Genomic DNA, 6137 nt, shown 5'->3' on the forward strand with positions numbered 1-6137 from the left:
TTAAAATTTAAGCGTTAAACCTATCGTGATCTTTCTTGCGCTCGGATAATTTTCCATTTTATCCAACCCTTCCAGCACGTCTACATTCTCCGGATCAAGCCCGGAATAATTGGTCAACATGAACAAGTTTTCTCCCGTGAAGAATACGCGTAACCCTTGTAAATAAATTTTCTTTGCCCATTGCGTGGGAAGATTATATCCCAAGGTCAACTGCTTCAAGCGGATAAAATTCACTGTTTCAATATTTGAATCAATCAGACCATCAAACTGCCCGTAATGATAACTATTAATGGCAGAAATAACCGGATAATCAGAATTATCCCCGGGTTGCTCCCAAAAAGAGACATTTCTGTAATCTTCAAAAAGGGCTCCCATGTTACCACTCATATTAAAATTTAACGATCCTTTTCGGAAAAGATTAATCATTTTCCGACCTAAAGAATAATTGAACAAAAAATTCAGATCAAATCCCTTCCATTTAATTTCGCTCGCTATACCTCCATGAGCAACGGGTAACGTCGAACCGGCAAAATATCTATCGTCATCTGTAATTCGACCGTCACCATTCAAATCCGCAATCACGTTCATTCCCAGACGAGTAGGCTGAGCCAATCCTCCACTACCCAATGGTTTCCGATTTCCATTTTGATCCCAATAATACGGGATATCGCTATCACTTTGCGCGTATCCCAAATTCTTGAAGACACGCAATTGGTTTATGGAACGCCCGATCACGTATTTTTCGCTCACGTCCATTCCCGTGTTTGTCTTCTCCAGACGATTCCAGTTTCTGGATATATTAAAACGCATCCGCCAGGACACGGCTGACTCCCTCAAGATATCCAATTGAGCTTCTAGTTCAAGCCCCTCGTTAGATAACTCTAAAGCATTATCCCACAATCTATCATGGAAATAAACCGTACCCGGAAGATCCACTTGCCACAACAAAGACTTCGTGTACTTGTAGTAATAATCCAATTTCAACTTCAATCGGTAATCAAATAAATCAAGATCCAAACCGATATCGTATTGATCTGACTTTTCCCATGTCAAACTTCTATTTTCCATCTGGGAAGGAACCAACCCTGAGACACCTAGGAAACTATCCCCCTCGCCAAGAGTTCCCTGAGCTAAATAATAATCAGAAAATGTTTGTCCCGAAGTTCCCCACGACCCGCGAATTTTACCATGACTCAACCACCAGAAATTTTTCATAAACGACTCGTCAGAAAAATTCCATCCCAAAGCGATTGAAGGAAATGTCGCCCAACGCACATCTTTACCGAAAACAGAGGAACCGTCTCGGCGTAAAGTGAACTCCATCAGATATTTTTGATCGAAATTATAAGCTAAACGACCGAAGTAACTCACCATTATTTTCTCTTTATAATCAGAAAGGAAAGACTGCATGGCGGTTGTAACTCCATTTAGATCCTTCAACGAGGGCATCACCTCTATCACGTAATGAATATAATTACTCGGGGAGCCTTTACCAGAGCCCTTTAATCCGTTAGAAGACTCACGTGTATAGGAAAATCCCAACAACCAAGCAAAGTTATGACGTTCCTTCAAGCTAAAATTATAATTCAACAATTCTTCTGTTTGAAATAACATACTACCGGACATCTGACCATATGACACGCTCAATCCATTTCGAACATCCATTTGACTCGGTTCAAAGCGATTTGCTTGCGCTTGCGTGTAGTCGGCCCCGACAGTCGCGGAAACATCCAATCCTTCCAGAATTTTATAAGCTAAACGAATATTCGACCTGATATTAAAATCGTATTTCTTCTCCGAAACATCATTAATATTCTGAAATATCTTATCATACGCGCTTCCGGAATTACCTAATAACGTAGAAGTACTCGTCGGATTCACCGTCATGTAAGATATATTACGACTTCCTAATCCACCGCCAGCCATACTCATATCCGAATACGAGAGGGCGAGACGAGCATCCAATGAAAGATTCCTGCGCGGCGTTAAATTTATATTCGAGATCAGATTTGCCCGAGAGAAATCCGACCCCACGTTAATTCCTTTCTCGTTATACCAACCCAAGCCAACCATATATTTCACTCGTTCCGTCCCTCCGGAAGCTTGGACATTAGCATTTAATGTCTTCCCTGTACGAAAAACATACTTCCACCAATTGGTCGAATTATTATAAAACGGATTCAAACTATCTTGTAATCGTCGAACCAACGGAACCGGATTTACAATATTAGAAATACCATTTCCCCAAAAAAAGTCATATTTTCCCGTCGTTCCGATAACTTCTTCCGGGGAAGTCGGCCAATGCACGTTATTGTTGGAATCGAAATACCCGACAGCCATATTTTTAGCAGCATACAGCCACCATTGGCGTTCCTCGTTTCCTTGAATCTGTACCGGGGTCTCCGGCAACCAGTTCCAGGAATAAGAAGCGTTAGCCTGAAAAGTAGCCTGCCCGACCTTACCATGTTTCGTGGTAATCAATATCACTCCGTTACTTGCACGAGAACCATAAATAGCAGCAGAAGCAGCATCTTTCAAAACTTCAACAGATTCGATTGTTAACGGATCGATCTCCGCCAATGTATTCGTTCCTGTTAATGGAGAAGTAAATGAATTAATAGGAACCCCGTCCACCACGTATAACGGTGTATTATTACTTTTTCCATTAACCATTAACGAATTATAACCCCGAATAGCAACGCGTGAGCCACCACCACCGGGAGCACCCGAAACATTATTTATTTCGACTCCCGCCATATGTCCTTGCAACAAATTTTCCAAACTGGCAGAAGGAACTTCTTCCAAATCCTTAGCTTTTATTGAAGACACGGAACTGATTAATTCCTTTTTGTTACGTTCACCGTAAGCGATCACAGTCACCTCATCCAAATCCGAGGCTTCTTCTTTCATCGTGACGATGATTTCATCCCCCGCCTTGAATTTCCGTTTTTCTTGTTTGAAACCGACAAAAGTAAAAATCAATTGACCGGTCTCCACCGGCAAAGACAACATAAACTGCCCCATTGCATCCGTGGCACATCCCACGGTAGTGCTATCCAAACGTATAGTAACTCCCGGTAACGGCTGTTTCTTCTCGTCCAACACTTTTCCTTTCACGATGAATTTCTTCACGTCTTTCTTTTCATCATCCTTAGCGACAGCCGGCTTCACGATGATAACGTTCCCCTCGTACAAGAAGTTCAACCCGGCAAATACCCGTTTCAATAAAACATCCAACTCCTCGTCTTTTGCCGAAACGGTAATGTTACTAAAAGAAATCAGATCAGCATCATTATACACGAAATACAAATTCGTTTTCTTCTGAATCTCTTTAAAGAGTTCCATCGCACCGACATTCTTCATTTCCAGCGTCACCCTCTGTTGTTGCGAGAACGTGTTAGCGGAAATTGTCATGCAGGTCATTGTCAATAAAATAACTAATAATTTCATGATTCGTAATAGACCATTTTTCTTTTTACCATAGAAATAGTAAAAACTTTGTTTTTTTTTCATACATTTGATTTTGAAATTAAAAACTACTCGGGCAATCATTGTCGCATTTGCTTGCCCACATTTATTTCACTCCGGATAAGTGGCGCTTGTCCGGATTTTTCTTATTTACGCACTATTATCACTTTGCCTTTAATTTCGAAATGAACATGAGAGGTTTTCTCGATTAACCCCAACAACTTCTCGATCTCCCCGTAGCGGGGCAAATAACCGCTAAACCGCTCGTTGCGCACTTCGTCATTCATAAAAAATACATTTATATCATACCACAAGGCAAGCTCATCCAAGATTTCGCTTATACTCTTGTTTTCGAAAAAATAGTTCCCAAGATGCCACGCCACGTAAGGCATAACATCCACCTCCTGAACGGCAACCCGCCCGGACAGCTTGTTAAACACCGCCTGCTGGTTCGGATCAAGCATCACCTCCGGCTTTCCTTTCGGTTTCACGGACACGGAACCCTCGACCAATGTCGTCTGCATCCTATCCATCCTTCGGGTATTGATATTAAACTTCGTGCCGTACACTTTCACCTCCATACCATCAATCTCCACGATAAAAGGTTTTGCCACATCCTTTGCCACCTCAAAATAAGCCTCACCCTCCAAACGTACCCGACGCTCCCCCTTGATAAATTTCACGGGATAGCGAATCTCGGTGGCTGCATTCACCCACACTTTTGTTCCGTCCGACAACATCAAAGTGTACTCGCCCCCCTTCGGTGTAATCAACCGATTCTGAACTTCCACTTCCCGGTCTTTTTGCAAGGAATCCACGTACACCAAAGCCAGATCGCTCGTACGTATACTCATTCCGTCCTCTTGTCCCAACAACACACGAGAAGTATCCAGCGCCACAACCTTCCCGTCATTCAACACCAACGTCGCCTTTCTCGTCCCATGCACGATCTGTCCGATCCCGTAATCCTCCGCATCAACAGCGGGCTTTTGCTCCAAAAAGAAGAACAAAACTATCGTCAAAGGTAACACCAACATTGCCGCGTATCCCGCAACCTTTATCCACATCCGGCGCACCCGTTTACGATAAGCAGTATTCAGTCTGGCTTCAAAATCCTTTTTAAAACCCCGTCTAACTTCCTCTTCCAAACGGTATCCCTCGCGAATGGCAACGAAACGCTTCATGTCCTCGTACACGGCACGATGCTTTTCTGACTCGTCCAACCACACCCGCAAAGCCTTCTCCTCCTCTACATTCAATGAAGAAGTCAAACTCCGCTTTATCAATAACCAATCTATTTTCATCTTAATCTCACTCAAATTCACACCTAAAACACGAAATACCCGAAAATGTTTACACGAAAAATGATTTTTTTTACTCCTTAGGCAAAATAAAATGACACATCAGAATAATAAGCTAAAAATCAATTTACTACAAATACCAAAATCATCATAAACCATTCCACACCGATTATCTGGCGCAAAGGTACCTGTAGATTCAATTGACAAAACCCTCGACAGTATTAAATAAGATACTTTTCTGTTAAAACGTGGGCGAACTGTGGGCGAACATCAGGCGATGAGTAGGCGAACCCGCCCAAAAGTCACTCAAAAGGCTATCTACCGCCACTCAATGGTAGAAAAGTTGCCTAGTAAGCAATCCTTACCCGAGAGTTTCCCGGGGCAAATTATGAACCGGATACCTTTAATTCTATTTTTCCCCTTCCTTGTCCTATCTTTATTCTTATTATGCTTACAACAACTTCTTCAATTCATCCATATCCGGCAAAGCTTTTCTTAATTCATCCGGCATATCATTAGCAGTCTTGTAGGTTGCAACTCCCAATGGTTTGTTAAAATCACGAACAGCATACTCGACAAAATTACGTTCAACACCCTTACAAAGAATTATGCCAATAGACGGATTCTCATGAGGTTTTCGCACATAGTCATCTAAAGCCTGCAAATATAAATGCAATTGTCCTAAATGTATGGGCCGAAATTCCGAGTACTTTAACTCCACCGCAACAAGTGAATTGAGCTCTCTATTAAAAAATAACAAATCAATAAATACATCATGACCACAAACTTCTATGTGATATTGATTTCCAATAAAACTAAAGTCTTGTCCAAAGGTCATTATAAATTTTTTTATATTCTGCACGATAGCATTTTCAACTATTCTTTCATCAATATCTTCTTTATCCCTTTCATCCAAATTTTCCACGTTGATAAAGTCGAGTAAATATTCATCTTTAAACATACTGATCGCTTTCACAGATTGTTGAACATCGGGTATCGTGTTTACAAAATTGTTTGGCATCGCCCCTTGATGCCGATAATCATTCGCTTCGAGATGAACACGTAATGTATATTTATTCCAACAGTTAACCACTGTTTGATGAATATAAAAAGCACGTTCCTCTATAGTACTCGTTTTATGAATAATCTCCATGTGGTGCGTGAAACTGATACTAAAGAATTCCTCCATGTTTAGATTGCTCGCCAGTGGCGAGCAATCTATCATCAGTAGAGTATTACTATCTATTTCAATGGGATTTAATATTTTATCTTCAAGATTTGTAAATTTACTCGCCAGTGGCGAGCATTTTAAGACAGAACTCCATTCCTCATAAAATTGCCTCATTTTCCGTATATGTTGGGCAGAAA

3 protein-coding genes are annotated in these 6137 nt (G+C 41.3%); all 3 read right to left on the minus strand.

What is annotated here, in order from left to right:
- Entirely contained in the window at positions 1 to 3513 is a 3513-nt protein-coding gene (locus Q5866_RS04035; protein WP_303178990.1) for a SusC/RagA family TonB-linked outer membrane protein, read from the minus strand.
- 101 nt (positions 3514 to 3614) lie between these two features.
- Positions 3615 to 4772 carry a FecR family protein gene (locus Q5866_RS04040; protein ID WP_292267801.1) on the minus strand — a complete coding sequence of 386 codons (1158 nt, stop codon included), beginning with the start codon at positions 4770 to 4772 and terminating at the stop codon, positions 3615 to 3617.
- Between the two features lie 448 nt (positions 4773 to 5220).
- A partial coding sequence (locus tag Q5866_RS04045) for a PDDEXK nuclease domain-containing protein (protein WP_303178993.1) occupies positions 5221 to 6137 on the minus strand: 917 nt, incomplete at its 5' end.

This window comes from uncultured Butyricimonas sp. (assembly GCF_959596855.1).
Classification (GTDB): Bacteria; Bacteroidota; Bacteroidia; order Bacteroidales; family Marinifilaceae; genus Butyricimonas; species Butyricimonas muris.

Excerpts from the sequence above, each read along its gene's own strand:
- Q5866_RS04035 (WP_303178990.1), bottom strand. The coding sequence starts at position 3,513 with ATGAAAAAAAAACAAAGTTTTTACTATTTCTATGGTAAAAAGAAAAAT.
- Q5866_RS04040 (WP_292267801.1), bottom strand. The coding sequence starts at position 4,772 with ATGAAAATAGATTGGTTATTGATAAAGCGGAGTTTGACTTCTTCATTG.